The 16367-nt window shown below is 31.0% G+C and carries 19 protein-coding genes; 9 read left to right on the forward strand and 10 right to left on the reverse strand.

Features of this window, described 5'->3' with window-relative positions:
• Positions 1-4 precede the first annotated feature (4 nt).
• From whiA to ILYOP_RS04435, 5 genes are read left to right on the forward strand one after another with little or no spacing between them, the layout of a single operon-like run.
• Positions 5-919 (forward strand): DNA-binding protein WhiA, encoded by a 915-nt coding sequence (gene whiA, locus ILYOP_RS04415; RefSeq protein WP_013387320.1) that lies wholly within the window; start codon positions 5-7, stop codon positions 917-919.
• Between the two features lie 6 nt (positions 920-925).
• Complete coding sequence (locus ILYOP_RS04420) at positions 926-1867, forward strand: bifunctional riboflavin kinase/FAD synthetase (protein WP_013387321.1); 942 nt, start codon at positions 926-928, stop codon at positions 1865-1867.
• Entirely contained in the window at positions 1860-2537 is a 678-nt protein-coding gene (locus tag ILYOP_RS04425) for a segregation and condensation protein A (protein WP_013387322.1), read from the forward strand. The genes ILYOP_RS04420 and ILYOP_RS04425 overlap by 8 nt, the downstream gene beginning before the upstream one ends.
• Positions 2538-2593: 56 nt before the next feature.
• A complete protein-coding gene (murJ, locus tag ILYOP_RS04430) occupies positions 2594-4054 on the forward strand; it encodes a murein biosynthesis integral membrane protein MurJ (RefSeq protein ID WP_041921138.1) in 1461 nt (486 codons plus the stop codon).
• Positions 4044-5579: an Eco57I restriction-modification methylase domain-containing protein gene (locus tag ILYOP_RS04435; protein WP_013387324.1), complete on the forward strand. Its 1536-nt coding sequence runs from the start codon at positions 4044-4046 to the stop codon at positions 5577-5579. Before murJ ends, ILYOP_RS04435 begins: the two co-directional genes overlap by 11 nt.
• Positions 5580-5608: 29 nt before the next feature.
• On the opposite strand, the gene ILYOP_RS04440 is transcribed toward ILYOP_RS04435, so the two are convergent.
• The 7 genes from ILYOP_RS04440 to trhA form a co-directional block, all read right to left on the reverse strand.
• Positions 5609-5890 (reverse strand): hypothetical protein, encoded by a 282-nt coding sequence (locus ILYOP_RS04440; RefSeq protein ID WP_013387325.1) that lies wholly within the window; start codon positions 5888-5890, stop codon positions 5609-5611.
• A gap of 206 nt (positions 5891-6096) precedes the next feature.
• Positions 6097-6372, reverse strand: coding sequence for a hypothetical protein (locus ILYOP_RS04445; RefSeq protein ID WP_013387326.1), 276 nt, complete (start codon positions 6370-6372; stop codon positions 6097-6099).
• A 105-nt stretch (positions 6373-6477) separates the two neighbouring features.
• Entirely contained in the window at positions 6478-7620 is a 1143-nt protein-coding gene (locus tag ILYOP_RS04450) for an ABC transporter permease (RefSeq protein ID WP_222838868.1), read from the reverse strand.
• 49 nt (positions 7621-7669) lie between these two features.
• A complete protein-coding gene (locus ILYOP_RS04455) occupies positions 7670-8392 on the reverse strand; it encodes an ABC transporter ATP-binding protein (protein WP_013387328.1) in 723 nt (240 codons plus the stop codon).
• A 9-nt stretch (positions 8393-8401) separates the two neighbouring features.
• Positions 8402-9508 (reverse strand): efflux RND transporter periplasmic adaptor subunit, encoded by a 1107-nt coding sequence (locus ILYOP_RS04460; protein WP_013387329.1) that lies wholly within the window; start codon positions 9506-9508, stop codon positions 8402-8404.
• Between the two features lie 2 nt (positions 9509-9510).
• Positions 9511-10755 (reverse strand): TolC family protein, encoded by a 1245-nt coding sequence (locus ILYOP_RS04465; RefSeq protein ID WP_013387330.1) that lies wholly within the window; start codon positions 10753-10755, stop codon positions 9511-9513.
• A 275-nt stretch (positions 10756-11030) separates the two neighbouring features.
• Entirely contained in the window at positions 11031-11657 is a 627-nt protein-coding gene (gene trhA, locus ILYOP_RS04470) for a PAQR family membrane homeostasis protein TrhA (RefSeq protein WP_013387331.1), read from the reverse strand.
• 383 nt (positions 11658-12040) lie between these two features.
• Between trhA and ILYOP_RS04475 the strand changes: the two genes are divergently transcribed.
• Positions 12041-12238, forward strand: a complete 198-nt coding sequence (locus ILYOP_RS04475; protein WP_013387332.1) for a helix-turn-helix domain-containing protein — start codon at positions 12041-12043, stop codon at positions 12236-12238.
• 21 nt (positions 12239-12259) lie between these two features.
• Here ILYOP_RS04475 and ILYOP_RS15730 read toward each other — a convergent pair whose 3' ends face one another.
• Positions 12260-12421 (reverse strand): hypothetical protein, encoded by a 162-nt coding sequence (locus ILYOP_RS15730; protein ID WP_013387333.1) that lies wholly within the window; start codon positions 12419-12421, stop codon positions 12260-12262.
• 190 nt (positions 12422-12611) lie between these two features.
• Here ILYOP_RS15730 and ILYOP_RS04480 point away from each other — a divergent pair, with 190 nt between their 5' ends.
• Complete coding sequence (locus tag ILYOP_RS04480) at positions 12612-13328, forward strand: hypothetical protein (RefSeq protein WP_013387334.1); 717 nt, start codon at positions 12612-12614, stop codon at positions 13326-13328.
• A 42-nt stretch (positions 13329-13370) separates the two neighbouring features.
• Here ILYOP_RS04480 and ILYOP_RS04485 read toward each other — a convergent pair whose 3' ends face one another.
• Complete coding sequence (locus tag ILYOP_RS04485) at positions 13371-13634, reverse strand: hypothetical protein (RefSeq protein ID WP_013387335.1); 264 nt, start codon at positions 13632-13634, stop codon at positions 13371-13373.
• A 210-nt stretch (positions 13635-13844) separates the two neighbouring features.
• Between ILYOP_RS04485 and rnmV the strand changes: the two genes are divergently transcribed.
• Both rnmV and ILYOP_RS04495 read left to right on the forward strand, forming a co-directional pair.
• Positions 13845-14390 (forward strand): ribonuclease M5, encoded by a 546-nt coding sequence (gene rnmV, locus ILYOP_RS04490; protein WP_013387336.1) that lies wholly within the window; start codon positions 13845-13847, stop codon positions 14388-14390.
• A 259-nt stretch (positions 14391-14649) separates the two neighbouring features.
• A complete protein-coding gene (locus ILYOP_RS04495) occupies positions 14650-14928 on the forward strand; it encodes a hypothetical protein (RefSeq protein WP_013387338.1) in 279 nt (92 codons plus the stop codon).
• Between the two features lie 116 nt (positions 14929-15044).
• Here the strand turns inward: ILYOP_RS04495 and ILYOP_RS04500 are convergent, their stop codons facing one another.
• Positions 15045-16256 carry a radical SAM protein gene (locus ILYOP_RS04500; protein ID WP_013387339.1) on the reverse strand — a complete coding sequence of 404 codons (1212 nt, stop codon included), beginning with the start codon at positions 16254-16256 and terminating at the stop codon, positions 15045-15047.
• Between the last annotated feature and the right edge of the window lie 111 nt (positions 16257-16367).

Genomic DNA, 16367 nt, shown 5'->3' on the forward strand with positions numbered 1-16367 from the left:
GGAGATGTCATATACTCACATGGTAAAAGAGGAGGTCTTAAAAAAAGAGATTAGTTCTCCTTTGGAAAAATTTTTAGAGATATATTCTTTTTTAAAGGGTAAAAATTCAATTTTAGAAGACAGGATAGAGATAAAACTTGAGAATAGAGAGATAGCAGAGAGAGTATATGAATTTTTAAAAGAGATTACTCAGATGAAGATTTTTATAAAGTATTCTGTGAGCAGAAGGTTAGGGGAGCATAATGTTTATACCATAAGCCTTCCTAAACAAAAAGGCTACACTGATTTTATACGCAAGCTTAACAGATATGATAATATCGAACTTGCTGCTTATGATGAAAAATTCAAGGGTTTTTTAAGGGGGCTTTTTCTTAGCTGTGGATACATAAAATCACCTGATAAAGAGTATGCAATGGATTTTTTTATCGATAGTGAAGAAATCGGAGAAAAACTTTATAAGACTTTGAAAAAGAAGAACAAAAGAGTATTTAAAACTAAAAAAAGAAATAAAGCTCTTATTTATCTCAGAAATTCTGAAGATATTATGGATATAATGGTCAACGTGGGAGCTATCACAGAGTTTTTCAAATATGAAGAAGTAACTATGATGAGAGATTTGAAAAATAAAACCATTAGAGAGATCAATTGGGAAGTGGCCAATGAAACTAAGACTCTAGACACTGGAAAAAAACAGATAAAAATGATAAAATACATTGGCAAGAAAATTGGATTAAATAATCTGACTGGTGTTCTTGAAGAAGTAGCTTTTTTAAGACTTCATAATCCTGAAAGTTCTCTTACAGAACTTGCAGAGATGGTGGGAATATCCAAATCTGGAATAAGAAATAGATTTCGTAGAATAGAACAGGTTTACAATGAGTTGATAGAAAAAGAAAAAACAGGAGACAAACAAGAGTGAGGGGCTATGAAAATAATAGAAAATATATTTACAACAGAGGAAAAGTTCCCAAATACATATGTAGCTATTGGTTCTTTTGACGGAATACATTCGGGACATAAAGAGGTTATATGTTCTGCAGTCAAAAGAGCAAAGGAAAAAAACGGCAAGTCGGTTGTATTTACCTTTGCCAATCATCCCATGGAGGTTGTGGACAAAAACAGAGCTCCAAAACTTATAAATTCAAAAGAGGAGAAGATCCATATTCTAGAGGACATGGGAGTTGACTATATAATTTTCCAACCCTTTGACAATGAGTTTTCTACAATGGCTCCTTTCGATTTTGTAGAAGAGGTACTTAAAGAAAAATTAAGTGCTAAGGAGATTTTTGTCGGTTTTAACTTTTCCTTTGGTGAAGGTGGAGTTGCTAAGACTGATGATCTCATAGAATTGGGTAAGGCAGTGAATATAAAAGTAAATAAGATACCTCCTGTAAAAATAGATGACCGTGTAATAAGTTCTACCCTTATAAGAAAACTTATTACTAAGGGTGATTTAGATAGAGTTAAAGAATATCTGGGATACCCGGTTTTTATAATAGGAGAAGTAATTCACGGTAAAAAATACGGAAGGAAAATGGGCTTTCCCACAGCAAATCTGAGTATATTGAATAAGGTGTATCCGCCTTTTGGTATATACGGAGCCTCTGTGAAAATAGAGGGAGACGAAAAAGAACATGATGCAGTGGTAAATATAGGAAGAAATCCCACTTTAAAGCCTGGAGAGCAGAGTATAGAGGTTCATATCCTTGATTTTGATGAATACATCTATGGGAAAAAGCTTTATGTAAAACTTGTAAAGTTTTTAAGAGAGGAAAAAAGATTTTCGTCTATGGATGAGCTAAAAAAAGTAATAAGAAATGATGTCATGACATGGAAAAATTATTTAGAAGAGGGACCTTATGAATAATGTAACTCTTAAAATTGACAATTTTGAGGGACCGTTGGACCTTTTACTTCATCTAATTGATAAAAAAGAGTTAGAGATTGCTAAAATAAAGATATCTCAGCTTATAGATGAGTATCTTAGTTTTTTATCAAATCTAAAAAGAGAAAATTTAAGTATTAAAGTTGAGTTTCTCATAATAGCTAGTGAACTCCTTGAAATAAAAGCTCTTTCTATACTGAATATGAGAGAGAGAGAAAAACGGGAAGAAGAACTAGGAAAAAGACTACAGGAATATAAATTTTATAAAGATATAACAGTTAAAATAAGGGAATTGGAAAATGAATTTAATATCCCCTATACCAGAGAGGAAGGTAAAAGAATAAAAAAAATTCCTTCCCAGGAGTTTGATCTTAGTAAACTTTCAATAATTGATATATTTAAGGCCTATAGCAATTACATTGAAGAAAATGTGAGAGAAACTCTGGAAATAAATACAGATCAAAAGTATTATCTCCAGGAAGAGATGGAAAAAATAAAAGAATTTTCTTCTGAAGAAAAAATTAATTTAAATAAAATCTTTGAAAATGCAGAAAACAAGATACATCTTGTATATATTCTTCTTGCCATTTTAGAATTATACAAAGTAAATTTAATAGAAATAGAAGGGGAAACCCTGAAAGTTTTAAAATAAGTGACAAGGTTCTTGTCACTTTTTATATGATTACTATAAAAGATGATGGTGATGAAATGTTTAGAAGTGGAATATTGGTAATGTTAATAACAATGGCAAGTAGAATTTTAGGTCTGGTCAGAACGGCATTGATAGCCTATTATTTTGGAGCTACTAAATTTACAGATGCTTATTTTAGTGCATTTAAAATAAGTAACTTATTCAGACAGCTTCTAGGAGAGGGGGCCTTAGGGACTGTTTTTATCCCTATCTATAACGAAAGAGTTGTCAAACACGGTGAAAACTCAGGGAAACAGCTTATTTTTTCAATACTAAATCTTCTCTTTATAGGAACATCTATTATCACTTTATGTATGATTGTTTTTTCTAATCAGATTATAGACATGATAGTAATGGGGTATCCTCTAGAAACTAAAATTATAGCATCTAGACTTCTAAAAATTATGTCGGTTTATCTCGTATTTATAGGAATGTCCGGAATGATATGTGCCGTCTTAAATAATTTTAAACAATTTGCAGTACCTGCTTCGACTTCCCTTCTTTTTAATATTGCGATAATTATATCTGCTGTATTTTGGGGTAAATCAGTTGGAATTGACGCATTGGCAATTGGTGTTGTTGTAGGTGGTTTGCTCCAGCTTTTTATAGTATTGCCTAGTTTTTTTAAAATTATAAAGAAATATAAATTTTCTATAGATCTGAAAGATCCGTCACTGAAAAGAGTTTTTTATCTTATTTTGCCAATGCTTTTAGGAATATTTGCAAAGCAGATCAATAGTGTAGTGGATCAATTTTTTGCTTCTTATTTAAAATCCGGGGGAGTAACAGCTTTAGAAAATGCAACGAGACTCTACAATTTACCCTTAGGGGTCTTTGGAATATCGATTGCTACAGTTATCTACCCCAGTATGTCTAAATCAATAGAGAGAAAAGATTTTGATGATGTGAAAAAGAGTCTTGGCAAGGGTTTAAATGTCCTTTTATTTCTTATAATTCCCTCTATGGCAGTACTTACCATATACTCTAAAGATGTTATATCTCTTGTGTTTTCATACGGGAAATACAGCGAAAATGCAGTGATGATAACTTCTCAGTCATTATTTTATTATTCTGTAGGTCTTTATTTTTATACTGCTATCCATCTTCTCAGCAGAGCTTTCTACGGCATGAAAAATACAAAAGACCCGGTAAAATTTTCTATTTTTTCTATAATAATCAATATAATTTTTAATGCACTTCTTATACAAAAACTTCAGCACAGAGGACTGGCTCTTGCTACTTCTATTGCTTCAGGAGTCAACTTTTTTCTCCTAATATATTATTTTAGAAAGAAATATATAGGGGTAGATCTAAAAAAGATGGGCGGATTTTTATTGAAAATTTTGGCTTCAACAATAATAGCTATATTTTCAAGTTATTTTATAGATATAATTTTTATCAAACTTTTGGTTTTTTCAATTGTTTATCTTGTTCCTTGGGCAATACCTCTTAAAAGGAGGGGAATAGATGTATTCTAATGAACTCTCTACATCAACTAATTATAAAGTTTATACCCCGAAAAAGATAGCTGATGAAATGGTAGATAAATCCTTGGAATTTTATTTTGAAGGAGAGTATTCAAAAGAAAAAATAGATAAACTTCGAATTGCAGATATATCCTGTGGTACGGGAAACTTACTCTTAGCTGTTCTTGAAAAGATGATGGAGATTTCAAAAGAAGTATACGGAGAGTATAAATACAATCCCAAATGGATAGAGGGCTACGATATTGATATAGAGGCTCTAGAAAAACTCAGAATTCGAAGCCAAATATTATTAAAAAAATATGGTGTGACAGGAGAGATATCGACATTTTGTAAAAATTCTATAATATATTCCAATGAAAAAAAGTATAAAATTATATTGGGAAATCCACCTTATTTCGGAGAAAAAAATAATAAAGAGATATTTCAGGAATTAAAAAAAAATGATTTCGGAAGTCGATATTACGAGGGTAAGATGGATTATTTTTATTACTTTATTGAGAAAGGAATTGACCTTTTAGAAAATAAAGGTATATTATCCTATATAACAACAAATTACTGGCTTAAAGCAGACCATGCCACCAAACTGCGGGAGAAAATTAAAACTGAGACAGACTTCAAATATGTAAATAATTATAATATTTCAGTTTTTAAAAATGCACCTGGACAACATAATTTTGTTTTTTCTCTCCAAAAGTCAAAAGGAAATGATGAATTTGAAGTTATAGATGAAAACAAAAAATATATTTCAAGAAATTCACTTATTTATAATGGCATTGGGAAAATAATATTGGCTTCACAAGAGGAATTGAAAAATCTAAAAAAAATATATAATAACCGAACTCACACACTAGGTGAATTACTAAATATAAATCAAGGTATCGTTAGCGGGTGTGATAAAGCATTCGTATTTAAAGAGTATCAGGAAAATTTTTCTGAGTATTTAAAACCCTTTTATAAAAACAAAGATATTCATAAATATGTGGTTGAAGAATATAGCAAATTTTGGATACTTTATATTGATAGAGATACTAAAGTTAATGAGAGAGTTTTAGATCATTTGGAAAAACACAGAGAAAAATTGGAGTCTAGAAGAGAGGCTAAAAATAAAAAAATCAACTGGTGGGAACTTCAGTGGGCACGGGATAATAAAATTTTTGGACAACCAAAAATAGTCGGACGTCAAAGAAGCAGATATAATAAATTTGCATATACGGAAAAAGAATTTCACGGAAGTGCAGACATCTATTATCTAACTAAAAAATCTAAAAAGATAAATCTTTTATATATTTTAGGCTATCTTAATTCAAGTTCTTTTTATAGTTGGTTTAGATATAACGGCAAAGTAAAAGGATATAATCTTGAATTATATTCTACTCCATTAAAAGAAACACCTATTTATTACCCAGATGATCCAAATAAAATTAACTATATTGAAACCTTGGTAAAACAGCAAATAGTAAATTATGACGAAAAAATTCAAACTAAGATAGACGAATATTTTAAAAATACATATTAAAGGGGTGCCTAGGCACCCCTTTAATATTTTTAAGATATTTTAACTCCCTTGATATCGTCTAAGTCAAATTTTAATGAGAAGAAAATTTGAGATTTATCGGAACATCCTCTTTCACTTGCTTGTTTGATATCCTCTATATCCATATCTAGAATATCACCCTTTTCAAAACTTCTTAACTTACAATTCCTACACTTTTCCAGTGCAGGATCATAACATCCGTATCCTTCTAAAAGAAGATTATTTTTTTCAATAAAATATACAATTTTTGCTTCCCGATCAAAATCTCGTGGAAAATTGATGCTTAAAACCATTTGTCCCTCCTTAATCATATAACCTAAAGATATTTACTCCATAAACTGAACTTTCCTTCATTTTTGACAACTTTTTTTTTGAGAATATCGACCCAAGGACAGTTAAAAATCTCTTTGGAAAATAAGATACTTAAACAAACATAAGATGCCAAATCATCAGCGTGAATAAGACAACAAACATTTATTTAGTGTGGAAGTAGGAAAGACTAATATCGTTCAACAATAATTGAGTAATAAGATTTTTTAGTCTCACCTGTTGCTATGTCTAGTATCTCAGGTTCATGTTCTGTAACTTTAAATTTAAGAAGATGTTCTTTTATATCTTCAGCTTCGAAGATATGGGGCTCTAATTCAACTTTATCATCACTTTTGAACCGTATGATAATCTCTTTATTGTTCACCATACACCTTTTGGATTCTGGATCTAATAACTCATATCCAAATCTTTCAAGCTGATTAATCAACTCATCTATTAAAGCCATATTGAACACCTCCTCTTATATATTTTTTCTTCATGAAGATTAATTTTCCTTTAAAAAAATAAAAAACCTGTCTAAAAAAAATAGAAAGGTTTTTTTATAATTAGATTATTCATTTCTAAGGGCATCAATGGGGTTCATACGAGCTGCCTGATTGGCAGGATAAACTCCAAATATAAGTCCTATAAGTGTAGAAATCACTACAGATATTGTCATAACATTAACTGAGAATATAGGGGTAATTCCTGAAACAATTCCAAAGATCTCGGCAGCCAGAAAGCCCATAAAAATACCGATGGCCCCTCCTGATATGGATAATACAATGGCTTCGGTTAAAAACTGAAAGAGAATATCTCTGTTTTTTGCCCCTATAGCCTTCCTTATACCGATCTCCTTTATCCTTTCGGTGACACTGACCAGCATAATATTCATAACGCCTATACCACCTACTAAGAGGGATATAGAGGCCACAAATGTAACAAAGACATTCAATGTAGATAAGATTTCATTAAAGGAACTTCCACGGGAAACCTGTTCCTCATACTCATAAATATCTGTCACATTTTTATTCTCTAGCTCAGTCATTATATCTGTGAGCATTACCTGGGACATGGATGTATCAGAAGCTTTTACAAGTATAGAGGAATATTCATCTGTTTCGGTGATTCTTTCCATCAGAGGAAGAGAAATTCTTCCAAGTGCAGGTATAAATCTGCTTATTCCCAGTTCATTCATAGCAGCATCTGGATGCTGGAAAACACCTACTATTGTAAAGTTTTCTATTTTATTAAGTCCTCTAAAATCTATGGAAATTTTTTCTCCCAAAGGATTTTTATCCGGGAAGATTTTATTTGCAGTGATATGGTCTATAACTATAACGTGGGTTTTTTCTAAAAATTCATTTTCCAGAATAGGTCTTCCCATTATATAGGTGAGTTCATCTATAACCTCGAATCCAGGACTTGTCCCGAATAAGCCACCTCTTAAATTTTTATTGTTAGTATTTTTATAATCGACTCGTTGGAACATCCTAGGTGAGATTGCCTCTAAGTTGTCGTTGTCTTTTAGCAATGCTACGTCACCGCTGTTCAGAGCATAGGAGCTTCTGTAATTTTCGTGGTCTGTATCCACAGATATTTCGTATACCCCAAATCCACTTTTGGCAAGGGAACCGGTTATTTTTTTCTGACCTCCCTGTCCGATGGCAGACATTGCTATGACTGAGGATATACCTATTATAATACCAAGCATAGTCAGTAGAGATCGCAGCTTGTTGCCACTTAGACATTGAATTGCGCTTTTAAAAATCTCTATAAAATTCATAGTCAGTTACCTCGTCTTTTATTATTTTTCCGTCTCGGAAACGGATAATTCTCTTACAGTGAGTTGCTACATTGTCTTCATGGGTGACCATGACAATTGTAACACCTTTATTATTTAAGCCTTTAAAAATCTCCAGAACCTCCTCTTCAGATTTAGAATCAAGGTTACCTGTAGGTTCATCAGCTAAAATTATGCTGGGATTGGTTACAAGGGCTCTTGCCAGAGCAGCTCTTTGCCTCTGCCCTCCGGAAAGTTCATTTGGTTTGTGGTCAACCCTGTCGCCCAGACCGACACCTTCCAGGGCTTTAACTGCCCTTTTTTTTCTTTCATGGGCGTGAACTCCAGAATAGACAAGGGGCAGAGCCACATTTTCCCAAGCTTTTAATTTTGGCAGCAGATTAAAGGACTGAAATACAAAACCAATTTTATTATTTCTTATTCCAGCAAGCTGATTTTCATCTAGATCCTCTATACTTACCCCTGAGAGTTTATATTCTCCTTCTGTTGTGTGATCAAGACATCCTAGTATATTCATCATAGTAGATTTACCGCTTCCGCTAGGTCCCATTATGGCCACAAATTCCCCTTCTTTCACTACAAAGGAGACATTATCTAAGGCCTTTAGTGATATATCACCAGTAACATATGTTTTATTCAGATTATTTATTTCAATAACATTTTTTTTAGAAGAATAATTCATATTATCCACCTAGTCCTTTTTCTTTCTAGTAGGTCTATTTTCAGCGGTTTCTATTTTTACCGCTGTACCTTCGGTTAGTATCTGATCTGGATCTTTTAAAATCTTCATATTGTTCTCTAGCCCTTCTACCAATAGTACACTACTGTTGTTCATCTGAATTTCTATATATTTTTTTGTTATTGTAGAATCAGGGTTTAGTTGGAAGACATAGTATTTTTCGCCATCCTGAAGTATTGAAGTTCTTGGAACTGCTATGCTGTCTTTGTTTACAGAGGTGATAATTTCCACATCCACATTGAAGCCTGGTCTTAATTGTTCTGGTACATTTTCCATTGTTATTTCTACTTCTACATAAGCTTCAGTTTCAGCAGAAGATGAGTTATCAGAGCTTGTGGCTGTAGAAAGTGTGGATATTTTGCTTACGGTACCTTGAAAAGTCTTTTTGTATGACTCAGGAGATATTCTGACCTTTTGTCCAAGCTCTACTCCGTTTATGCTGTACTCAGGAACATCTGCCACTACTATAATGTCAGATAAATCTGCTATTTCAAAAAGTTCTACTTCTGTATTTACCCTGTAATTTTCTTCTGCAACCATAGATATAATTGTCCCGTTAAAGGGACTTTTTATCTCATCAAGCATTTTAGAAAGTTCCTCTTTATACTCTTCTATTTCTAAGAGTGAGGTTTCTATGTCAAATTCTAAATCCTCTACCTCTGTTTTGGAAGATCCTCCTATATCAAGGAGTTCCTTTGCATTTTTAAGGTCCCTTTTTAATTTTTTTAGATTTATTTCCTCTTTTTTTAGTTCTCTCTTTACGGTATTTTTATCTTCAGGATCAAAAGTCATGATGACATCGCCTTTTTCCACATAATCTCCTTCATCATAGTAAAGTTTGTCTACTTTCAAACTTTCGTCGGCGTATACAAGTTTAGTATCTCTTGCTTCCATTACGCCATCAGCCTCTACTATCTTTTCAAAGTCTGACTTTTCAACCTTGTATGCAGAATAGCTTCTGTTTATGTCTTCTGAGTGAAGGTTTTTTTTGTAGAGAAAAAAAGCTAAAACTGCGAGAAATATTATAACAATTATTAATATCATTTTTTTCGACTTCATTGTTACCTCCTGTATTTTATCTCATAGATGAGAGCATTGAGTTCATTGTTTTTTCGCTCTAAGGTTATAGAGTTTTCTACAAATTCATCATACTTTTCAATATAGTCAGTGTAGGATTCACTACCCTGCTCATATTTTAGTTTGTAAATTTCATATTTTTTTTCTAATATAATATTTTCCCTTTTTAAATTTGATACCTCTTTTAAAAGTGAGGAGTATTTATTTTCAAAATCTTTTCTGAGATTATTGACTTTATATAATGTTTTTTCCTTTTCTAATTCCAACTCATTAATTTCAACTTCGTAAAGTTGACTAGAGTCATCATATTCAAAAAGTGTTTTTTCTAATTCAAGGGAAACTACTACTTGACCATCTACAGTATCATAAAAAGCACCTGCGGTAATATCCGGCCACTTATTGTCAAATTTTGAATATTTATAATTTTCTTTGGATTTTTCCAAAAGTAAATCAGAATTTTCCAAATCTCTTTTTCCAATGTTTTCAAAAATTTCTTTTTCCAATTTTTCAGCAGGAGAAAAATATTCTATTTCTTCTCCAGATAAATCAATTTTATAAAGGTCATAAAAATCAGTTTTTAATTTTTTAATATCTTCTTTTAGTTGTATGATATCACTTGTGGAATTTTCTACCAGCATCTGAGAATACATATAATCAAATTCGGTTCCAGCACCAAGTTCAAACTCTTTTTTTAATTTTTCCATGTCACTTATAAGTCCGGGATGGAGTTTCTCCTTTAAGTCTAGCTCAAGCTTTGTATCCATATAAGTCTGATAAAGAGAAATGACAGCTAATATCTCTTCTTCAACTGTTTCATTTTCAAGGTTTAGCCTGTATTCTTTATCATATGAGAAAATATTTGTCTCATATTTTCTGTCACTAAAGAATATATCTTTGAGTTCTTTTTCTATTCCGATAAGTTCCTCATCTGTACTTCCTGTAGTATGGTCATATTCAGCAGAATATTTGAAAATGTCATATTGGGCAGAAAAAGTACTGTCAAATTCTTCACTTTCATTGTAGTAATCGGAATCGGCCTCTATATCCACTCCGTCTCGGTCAGTGAGGTTTACTTTTGTTTCCTCGATATTTAAACGATTTGTTTCAAATTTCTTGAAGTCATTGGAATAGCCTTTAGTCTGAATAACTTTTAGCATATCATCTAAAGTCATAGCATGAATTTGCAGTGTGAGAGAAAGGGATAAAAAAATTATATAAATTTTTTTCAAAGTATTACCTCCTTTAGATTATATTTTACATAAATTATAACAAAAAACTATGTCAAAAATATGACAAAAAAAAGTCAAATGTGATTTTAAACATAATCAGGGAAAGTTTAGAAAATGATATTTTAATCTGGAAATTTTATCTAAATTATTAGTTGTGACACCAACTAAGTTATGTAAATAAAACTCTAGCATAGTTTGGATGGTGAGTCAACAATTTAACTATTTAAAAATTCTTTTTAATAATTATTTTATAAAAAAAAGAGCCATTAGGCTCTTTATATAGAATAGTATATAGATAGGTAGTTCAATACACTTCCTCCAATGACGAACAGATGCCATATTACATGAGTAAACTTTATCTTTTTAAGGAGATAAAATATCGCTCCTACGGAGTATGTTATACCACTTGCTAAAAGAAAGTTCAGAGCTTCAGAGTTTAGATTTGCCTTGAGATTTTTAAAGACAAATATTATCATCCATCCCATGAAAAGATAAATAAGTGTGGAAACAAAGGTAAACCTGCCTGTAAATTTTATTTTGAAAATTATTCCCATCAGGGTGAGCATCCACTGTATAACTAATAGTACAATAGCAACTTGACCTTTGACTACTGTGAGTAGATATGGAGTATACGAGCTAGAAATAAGTATGTATATTGCAGAATGATCAAATATTTTAAAAAGTTTTTTTGCTTTTCCAGGCTGTAGAATATGATAGGTACCTGACATAGAATATAGCAGTACAAGTGCTGCTCCAAATATACTAAAACTTATAAGATGTGCTATAGTTCCAAAATTCAATGCCCTGAATATGAGAAGTACAAGACCGTATACTGCTGTAAGAGCACCGAGATAGTGCGTTATTGAATTCATATATTCCTCTAATTTATTATGATCTGTCATGGCTGATTCCTCCAATTAAATATTTATAAATTAATTATACCACATTCTTAACTAATTTAGTCAAGAATACATTAAAAAAAATATAAATTTTTTTTAATGTAAAATGACTAAATGTTTAAAAAAGGTTGAATATTATATATTTTTTTATTATAAACAATTTTATTAAACTGTAATGAATGAAATTATCCTTTTAAAGAGATTAATGTCATAATAAAAAAACATATGTTATTAAATGGTCAAAAGTCTAAAAACACCATAAAATAAAGGATAGAAACGGACTGGGGATTTTCTTATCAAATTGGTAAAGTTTGACATTTTTTTTAAAAGTATATATACTATTTTTAGGAAGGGTCTAACAAAATTTAAATCTGAGGAGGTATAAGGTGAAAGTTAGAATTAAAAAGATTCTAGAAGAAAAAGGTAGATCAATTTACTGGCTGGCAATCCAATGTAATGTTACATATAAAAGTATGTTCAACTTAGTGAATAATAAAACATCTTCTGTTAAATTTATGCTTTTAGAAAGAATATGCAATGTATTAGAAGTAACTCCTAATGATATCTTTGATTTTGAAAATTAAAAATGGGGCTTTTTAGCCCCATTAACTAAGATGCATACTCGAGAAAAATATTCCATTTGATCTTTTTTTTCTACATACCGGGCACAGCTTGTTATAAGGAACACCTCTATTATCCAATTCGCTTTTAAAATTCTTCTTACATTTCAAACATGTTATGGCCTTAGATTTTATTTTAGTTTCCATTAACATACCCCTCCCATTTTAAAAACAATAAATTATTCTTTAGACGGACTTTTAATAAAAAAAGTTTATTTTTTTATTTTTTATTTAAAAGTCCTATAATTTATTAATATTAAATTTTTTGTAAAAAAATAAAAAATAAGATATAATAAATCAGTACAAAATATTTCAAAGAATAGGAGAAAATATATAAATGAATATAGAATTAAAAAAAATAGTTTTAGATATAAAACCAGGACAGGAAAATTTAGATTTTGAAAAACTCTATGAAAATTCTTATAAAGAAGCCTTAAAAAGGGAAACCTTGACAGACAAAGAAAAAATACAATGGTCTGGAATATTTCACATAGAAGATGATGAGATTGAGATGGAATTTTTAGCAGATACAAAGGGAAATTATATAACCTACCTCGATCTAGATGGATATTTAAATGGTGAAGTTGCAGAGATTGACGAAGGAAGTGCACTGCATCTTGTGTCTGAAGGAAGCAATATCTATGAAGCAATTTGTTTTATGGAGATAAAAAAGTTGAAAGTTCTTCCAGAGCCGAAATTAAAGGCTTTAGAATATAGCTTGTTTCCTAAATTTGCTCAGGGTTTTATAGCAAGTGACCTTTCTGGGGAAAATAATGTAAGTGAATTTATGGAATTATTTACTCCTATTCTTTCAAATTTAGAGCTTATAAAAAAAATAAACATCAGTTGTGAATGGAGTGAGATTATAGGTGGAAACAGCGAGACTAAAGAAAGATTTGAAAAATTTCTGAAAGATTATGTTGAAAAGGAACTATTCTTTTTATACTATGATACCGAGTATGGTGAGATGCTCTCTAAGAAAGAGTATAACGAACTTTTTGCTCAAGGTATAAAATATAATCCCAATACTGATATTTTAGACCTTTATGAATAAAGAAGGATAAACAAAAGAGGCAGCAAATGCTGCCTCTTTTGTTTATATTATTCGTACCCTAAATATAATTATTTCATCTTTATCAGGAGTGATGTGGATGAAATTAACTGTATCTTCATTTTCATACTGAACTTCGTCTACTTTACAAACAATCTTTGTATCATTGTCTAAAATCATTATTAAAAGTTTATTTAGCTTGGAGATCTCTTTTACAGAACCTATAGAATCTATTTCTATCAGTTCCCATCTTGACTCTACCATAACTTCTTTATTCATTAGAAGAGTTTTAAGTTTTTCTAATTCCATAGATACTCACTCCTTTTTAATATAAGGTTAAATATTCTTTAGATATTAATCTGGCGATAAATTTTAAATATTTCCCATCAAAAGACATTCACTAAAAGTAGTATTTGACAAGAACAGCTTTTATCCTTTTCAGAAAAATATAGTTCCTTCTATAAAATCATTCTTTATGGTAAAATACTATAAGTGTAAGAAATAGGAGGAAAGATATAAGTGAGGAAAAAAATAAAAGAAACAATCGTAGTAGAGGGAAGAGATGACATAACTGCGGTAAAGGCGGCAGTGGATGCAGAACTTATAGAGGTAAACGGATTTGCTGTAAGAAAGAGAAGTACACTGGAAAAAATAAAGAATGCACAGGAAAGGACAGGAGTTATTATTCTTACAGATCCTGATTTTGCAGGAGAAAAAATAAGAAAGACTATAGAAAACTATGTCCCAGGTGTAAGACATGCATATATCGGAAGGAAAGAGGGTACCAGACTAAAAGACGGGAATGTTGGAGTAGAAAATGCTTCTCCATCTGTTATTATAAGGGCTCTTAATGATGCAAAATGCAAGCTCATAGAAAGAAATGATATATTTACTTCTATGGATATGCTAGAGTATGGCCTGACAGGTGGAGATGACTCTAAAAATAAAAGGCAGATAGTTGGAGTTAAATTGGGTATAGGATACGGAAACGGCAAGCAATTTTTAGCCAAACTCAACCACTTTGGCATAACAAAAGATGAATTTCTGAAAGCAATGGAAAAATAGGCTCCTAACAGGAGCCTATTTTTTATTTGTACCTTTTTTAACTTTTTCTTTCTTTTTATCTTTTATTTTATCCTTCTCTTCTTTTTTCAAATCCTCTATAATGTCTTCCATCTCTCTTCTGCTCATATCTACCTCCTCTTAAAATTAGGTCCTTTAATATCTTATTTGATAATAAATAAATATTCCTTTTACATTATAAAGAGGAAAAAGAGTAAATATAAAAAACATTATTTATAGATACATATAAGGAGGGATAAATATGTTTACAGAAAAAATTATTATAAATAAGGGAGCAGTATATCTACTTTTTGATAAAGACGAGAATTTTATTGGAAGAGCCTTTATAGAGGATTTAAGTGAAAGCCCGGTCAAAATATTCACTTATGTTGGTAGAACGTATAAAAAAGATTATGAGGAGATAGCAGGATCCATTTCTAAAGCCTTAAAAGAGGATTATAAAGGAAAAAGTGAAATGAAAATGGAATTTCTTTTAAATTTCATTGAAGACGATGCAACCAGGACTATAACTTTAGATTAAAAATAAACTACAAATTTCAAATACTAGAACTTGAAATTATGGATGATATATTTTAAAGTTTCGTAAAAAAATCCCCTGTTAATAAATACAGGGGACTTATTGCATATGAATAAAAACTAGTTTTCTTCGTTATTAATGTAATCTTCAAAACCTTGATAAAATTCTTCTTCACTTTCTTCATGAGAAAGGGATTCAAGAATAGCTTCTTTAAAATTTTCTAACTTTAAGTTTTCAGGAAGTGGAGTTTCACTTAGAAACTTAAAGTCTTTATCTTTTAATATAGGAAGAAAAAGATAAGGCAACTGTCTGTCAAACTCTGAAAAATAAGAATGTGCTCCAAATGAATTTCCCTGTTTGGATGCCTTATTTATCTCTCTTGCATATTTAGTGTGATTTGAACAGTCATGGACCAACATATCCCATTTTTCCTTAGAAGCCATTTCCATAAATTTGCACGTTATTTTTCTAGACCACGTAGGAGATAGATATCCATTTTTATAGACATAAAATTTTTCTCCGATATAGTTGTTAATATTGTCAGGCCCAACATGAAATTCTGCACAGTTCATAAAATCAAGACCGATAGATAGAATTTCTTCTTTTTTTTCAATAAAACTCTCATAGAATTCAGGAGTCATAGGTGTTTCAATTCCCACAGCCTTAAAATATTTTTTTGCTGTTTTCATGGCTTTTATTACCTTGTCAGAGCAGTTGGAAGCTCCTAGATTAAATCTCAATTCATCTAGCCCGCTTTCTGCAAGTTTTTTTAGATTTTCATCTGTACAAAGGACTCCGTTGGTGTACATATGCTGATGAATTCCGGCTTTACTAAATTTTTTCACAACCGAATAATATTCTTCTATCTCCATGAAAGGCTCTAAATACACATAGGCTATACCACTTGGATTCTTCTGAATGGAGAGAAGGAGATCAATATCTTCTTCTTCATAAAGGTTGTCCCCTATATCCCACATACCCTCTGGAATCTGTTCTACATCTTCCATAGAATCGTGATAATAGCAAAATTTACACGTAAGGTTACAGGTGTGTGTCTTTCTAATACCTCCTAGTCCGTCGCCGAAAAGACACGACATACATCCTTTTGGAAAGTTTTTTTCCTCTCCTACGTAATATGTTCTTCCTTGTAAATTTTTAAGTCCGGGAATATTATCCTGAAGTTTTTTTATTTCATTCATATAGCTTTTTTCGATCTGTCTCAATGTGGATTTTATTATATTGTTATATTCTTCAAATACCTGTTGACTGTCACTTGGTATTTCAGATAAAAATTCAAACCACTCTAAAGCTTCTTTTTTACTAATCTTCATTTTTTCCTCCATAATTCAAATACAGGGTTATCTAGTTATTTTATCATTTAACTTTTACTATTACAATGAAAAACTTTCTTATCTATTTTATTACATATGATTTAGTATTAA

Origin of the sequence: Ilyobacter polytropus DSM 2926 (assembly GCF_000165505.1) — a bacterium.
Taxonomy (GTDB): Bacteria; Fusobacteriota; Fusobacteriia; order Fusobacteriales; family Fusobacteriaceae; genus Ilyobacter; species Ilyobacter polytropus.

What these genes read in the sequence shown, in the direction of transcription:
- murJ (WP_041921138.1), top strand. Translation starts at nt 2,594, where the DNA reads ATGTTTAGAAGTGGAATATTGGTAATGTTAATAACAATGGCAAGTAGA.
- ILYOP_RS04425 (WP_013387322.1), top strand. Translation starts at nt 1,860, where the DNA reads ATGAATAATGTAACTCTTAAAATTGACAATTTTGAGGGACCGTTGGAC.
- ILYOP_RS04440 (WP_013387325.1), bottom strand. Translation starts at nt 5,890, where the DNA reads ATGGTTTTAAGCATCAATTTTCCACGAGATTTTGATCGGGAAGCAAAA.
- ILYOP_RS04495 (WP_013387338.1), top strand. Translation starts at nt 14,650, where the DNA reads ATGTTTACAGAAAAAATTATTATAAATAAGGGAGCAGTATATCTACTT.
- ILYOP_RS04500 (WP_013387339.1), bottom strand. Translation starts at nt 16,256, where the DNA reads ATGAAGATTAGTAAAAAAGAAGCTTTAGAGTGGTTTGAATTTTTATCT.
- whiA (WP_013387320.1), top strand. Translation starts at nt 5, where the DNA reads ATGTCATATACTCACATGGTAAAAGAGGAGGTCTTAAAAAAAGAGATT.
- ILYOP_RS04435 (WP_013387324.1), top strand. Translation starts at nt 4,044, where the DNA reads ATGTATTCTAATGAACTCTCTACATCAACTAATTATAAAGTTTATACC.
- ILYOP_RS04480 (WP_013387334.1), top strand. Translation starts at nt 12,612, where the DNA reads ATGAATATAGAATTAAAAAAAATAGTTTTAGATATAAAACCAGGACAG.
- ILYOP_RS04450 (WP_222838868.1), bottom strand. Translation starts at nt 7,620, where the DNA reads ATGCTTGGTATTATAATAGGTATATCCTCAGTCATAGCAATGTCTGCC.
- ILYOP_RS04455 (WP_013387328.1), bottom strand. Translation starts at nt 8,392, where the DNA reads ATGAATTATTCTTCTAAAAAAAATGTTATTGAAATAAATAATCTGAAT.
- ILYOP_RS15730 (WP_013387333.1), bottom strand. Translation starts at nt 12,421, where the DNA reads ATGGAAACTAAAATAAAATCTAAGGCCATAACATGTTTGAAATGTAAG.
- trhA (WP_013387331.1), bottom strand. Translation starts at nt 11,657, where the DNA reads ATGACAGATCATAATAAATTAGAGGAATATATGAATTCAATAACGCAC.
- ILYOP_RS04420 (WP_013387321.1), top strand. Translation starts at nt 926, where the DNA reads ATGAAAATAATAGAAAATATATTTACAACAGAGGAAAAGTTCCCAAAT.
- ILYOP_RS04445 (WP_013387326.1), bottom strand. Translation starts at nt 6,372, where the DNA reads ATGGCTTTAATAGATGAGTTGATTAATCAGCTTGAAAGATTTGGATAT.
- ILYOP_RS04485 (WP_013387335.1), bottom strand. Translation starts at nt 13,634, where the DNA reads ATGGAATTAGAAAAACTTAAAACTCTTCTAATGAATAAAGAAGTTATG.
- ILYOP_RS04460 (WP_013387329.1), bottom strand. Translation starts at nt 9,508, where the DNA reads ATGAAGTCGAAAAAAATGATATTAATAATTGTTATAATATTTCTCGCA.